The sequence below is a fragment of the Microbacterium sp. Bi128 genome, assembly GCF_918698205.1.
The window spans coordinates 1-3920 of the sequence record NZ_CAKKMM010000409.1 but is presented as its reverse complement, the minus strand read 5'-3'; the positions used below and the strand labels follow the sequence as shown (position 1 = coordinate 3920).

2 protein-coding genes are annotated in these 3920 nt (G+C 63.9%); both read left to right on the top strand.

From position 1 onward, the window contains the following. The coding region (gene rpoC / locus LQV45_RS20000; protein WP_230008512.1) for a DNA-directed RNA polymerase subunit beta' at positions 1-3217 on the top strand (3217 nt) is incomplete at its 5' end. 399 nt (positions 3218-3616) lie between these two features. Then, a partial coding sequence (rpsL, locus tag LQV45_RS19995) for a 30S ribosomal protein S12 (RefSeq protein WP_230008511.1) occupies positions 3617-3920 on the top strand: 304 nt, incomplete at its 3' end.

The following is a 3920-nucleotide window of genomic DNA, read 5'->3' as shown; positions in this document are numbered from 1 at the left end:
CCTCAAGGTCGCCGACCTCGAAGGTGACGAAGGCCTGTACCGCGAACTGCGCGACCGCTACGGCATGTACTTCGAAGGCTCCATGGGTGCCGAGGCCATCAAGAAGCGTCTTGAGAACTTCGACATGCAGGCCGAGTCGGACATGCTGCGCGACATCATCGCCAACGGCAAGGGCCAGCGCAAGACCCGTGCCCTGAAGCGGCTCAAGGTGGTCAACGCGTTCCTGACGACCAACAACAGCCCGCTCGGCATGGTGCTGGACGCCGTCCCGGTGATCCCGCCGGAACTGCGCCCGATGGTCCAGCTGGACGGTGGCCGCTTCGCGACCTCCGACCTCAACGACCTCTACCGCCGCGTGATCAACCGCAACAACCGCCTCAAGCGCCTGCTTGACCTCGGTGCTCCGGAGATCATCGTCAACAACGAGAAGCGCATGCTTCAGGAAGCTGTTGACAGCCTCTTCGACAACGGCCGCCGCGGCCGTCCGGTCACCGGACCGGGCAACCGTCCGCTGAAGTCCCTGAGCGACATGCTCAAGGGCAAGCAGGGCCGTTTCCGCCAGAACCTCCTCGGCAAGCGCGTCGACTACTCCGGCCGTTCGGTCATCGTCGTCGGCCCGCAGCTGAAGCTGCACCAGTGTGGTCTGCCCAAGCAGATGGCCCTGGAGCTCTTCAAGCCGTTCGTGATGAAGCGCCTGGTGGACCTCAACCACGCCCAGAACATCAAGTCGGCCAAGCGCATGGTGGAGCGTTACCGTCCGCAGGTCTGGGACGTCCTCGAAGAGATCATCACCGAGCACCCCGTGCTGCTGAACCGTGCACCTACCCTGCACCGTCTCGGCATCCAGGCGTTCGAGCCGCAGCTTGTTGAAGGCAAGGCAATCCAGCTGCACCCGCTGGTTTGTGGCGCTTTCAACGCCGACTTCGACGGCGACCAGATGGCAGTCCACCTGCCGCTGAGCCCCGAGGCCCAGGCCGAGGCCCGCATCCTGATGCTCTCCTCGAACAACATCCTGAAGCCGTCTGACGGCCGCCCGGTGACCCTGCCGTCGCAGGATATGATCATCGGTCTCTACCACCTGACCACCAAGCGTGTCGGTTCAGCTGGCGAAGGCCGGATCTTCTCCTCGGTCGCGGAAGCCATCATGGCCTACGACCTTCACGAGCTGCACCTGAACTCCAAGGTCAAGATCCGGCTCGAGGGCTTCGTGCCTTACGCCGGCTGGGAAGCCCCGGAGGGCTGGGAGCCCGGTCAGATGGCACTGGTCGAGACCTCCCTCGGCCAGGTCATCTTCAACCAGACGCTGCCCGCGGATTACCCGTGGGTTGAGGATGTTGCCGACAAGGGCGAGCTGTCCCGGATCGTCAACGACCTCGCCGAGCGCTACCCGAAGGTGATCACGGCGGCAACGCTGGACAACCTGAAGGATGCCGGTTTCTACTGGGCCACCCGCTCCGGCGTGACCGTTGCCATCTCCGACATCGAGGTGCCCACGGACAAGCCGCGGATCCTCGCCGGTTACGAGACCATGGCCGCCAAGATCCAGGGCCAGTACGACAAGGGCCTGATCGACGACGACGAGCGTCGCCAGGAACTGATCGAGATCTGGAACAAGGCAACGAACGAGATCGCCCAGGCGATGCGTGACAGCCTGTCTCCGATGAACACGATCAACCGCATGGTGTCCTCGGGCGCACGTGGTAACTGGATGCAGGTCCGTCAGATCGCGGGTATCCGTGGACTGGTGGCCAACCCTAAGGGTGAAATCATCCCGCGTCCGATCAAGTCCTCCTACCGCGAGGGCCTCTCGGTGCTGGAATACTTCATCGCCACGCACGGTGCCCGTAAGGGTCTGGCTGACACCGCCCTGCGTACCGCCAACTCGGGTTACCTGACCCGTCGTCTGGTGGACGTGTCGCAGGACGTCATTGTCCGCGAAGAGGACTGCGGTACCGAGCGCGGCCTGATGACCGCCATCGCGGTGGCCGACGCCAACGGCGTCCTCGTCCTGGACGAGAACGTCGAGAACAGCGCCTACGCCCGCACCCTGGCCGTCGACGTCGTCGACTCCAAGGGCAAGGTCCTGGCAGCTGCCGGCACCGACTGCGGCGACGTCGTCATTGCCGAACTGTTCGCAGCCGGCATCACCGAGGTCAAGGTCCGCTCCGTACTCACCTGTGAGTCCAGCGTCGGCACCTGCGCCCTGTGCTACGGCCGTTCGCTGGCCACTGGCAAGACCGTCGACATCGGTGAGGCCGTGGGCATCATTGCCGCGCAGTCCATCGGTGAGCCGGGTACCCAGCTGACCATGCGTACGTTCCACACCGGTGGTGCTGTTTCCGCCAGCGGTGGCGACGACATCACCCAGGGTCTGCCCCGTATCCAGGAGCTCTTCGAAGCCCGTACTCCGAAGGGTGTCGCACCGATTGCTGAAGCAGCCGGCCGCATCACCATCGAAGAGTCCGAGCGCCAGATGCGCCTGGTCATCACCCCGGATGACGGATCTGAAGAGATCGCCTACCCGGTGCTGCGCCGTTCACGTCTTCTCATCGAAGACGGCGATCACGTCAGCGTTGGCCAGAAGCTCATCAACGGCCCGGTCGACCCCAAGCAGGTGCTGCGCATCATGGGTCCCCGTGCCGCGCAGAAGTTCCTGGTGGACGAAGTCCAGGGCGTGTACCGCCGCCAGGGCATCGGTATCCACGACAAGCACGTCGAGGTTATCGTCCGCCAGATGCTGCGCCGCGTCACGGTCATCGAGTCCGGCGAATCGGATCTGCTGCCCGGCGAGCTCGCCGAACGCAGCCGTTTCGAAGAGGCCAACCGCCGCGTTGTGTCCGAGGGCAAGACGCCGGCATCCGGGCGTCCCGAGCTCATGGGCATCACCAAGGCGTCCCTGGCGACCGAGTCCTGGCTGTCCGCAGCTTCCTTCCAGGAGACCACCCGCGTCCTGACGCAGGCGGCCATGGAAGGCAAGAGCGATCCGCTGCTCGGCCTCAAGGAAAACGTCATCATCGGTAAGCTCATCCCGGCCGGCACGGGTCTCCCGCGCTACACCGAGGTCACCGTGGAGCCCACTGAAGAAGCAAAGGCCAACCTGTTCACCGGCCCCAGCGCATTCAGTGACTTCTCCTACGACTCGCTGGGCGGCGACGGAGCTCCCGAGTTCCACGCCATCCCGCTGGATGACTACGATCTCGGCAGCGACTTCCGCTGAGCTGAGTGACTGACAGGCCCCGTTCCCACCTCGGTGGGGGCGGGGCCTTTCCAGTGGTAAAACCCCGCCGATTAAGGGCTGGGACCCGTCCGTGTTAGACTTGAGACTAATTGTTATTGTGGCAGTGGATGAGTGCGCCGGTTTGAGCCAGACAGCTTGCAGCTGAAAGGTTCAACCAGGACGACGTTTCCGGTTTGCAGGGTTCTTGTGCAACGTATGCCACATTTTCGCATGCCTAGGGGCAGTTCGGGTCGAAAGTCCTTGGACCCCGGCGTGCGGTCCGACTATTAAGGCTTCGCCTCAGCTGCTCTGGAGAGAACTTCAAAGCTCGGGCGGCGAGGCGCAGCGACAAGAGAGCGGCCGCCAACGGCCGCTCCGGATAAAACGGAGAACACGAGAGTGCCTACGATTAACCAGCTGGTCCGCAAGGGCCGCACGCCTAAGGTCAAAAAGACCAAGGCTCCCGCGCTTAACGGCAGCCCGATGCGCCGCGGTGTTTGCACCCGCGTTTACACGACGACCCCGAAGAAGCCGAACTCGGCTCTGCGTAAGGTTGCTCGCGTACGCCTCAACGGCGGCATTGAAGTCACCGCATACATCCCCGGTGTGGGCCACAACCTGCAGGAGCACTCCATTGTGCTCGTCCGCGGCGGCCGCGTGAAGGACCTTCCGGGTGTCCGCTACAAGATCGTCCGTGGCGCCC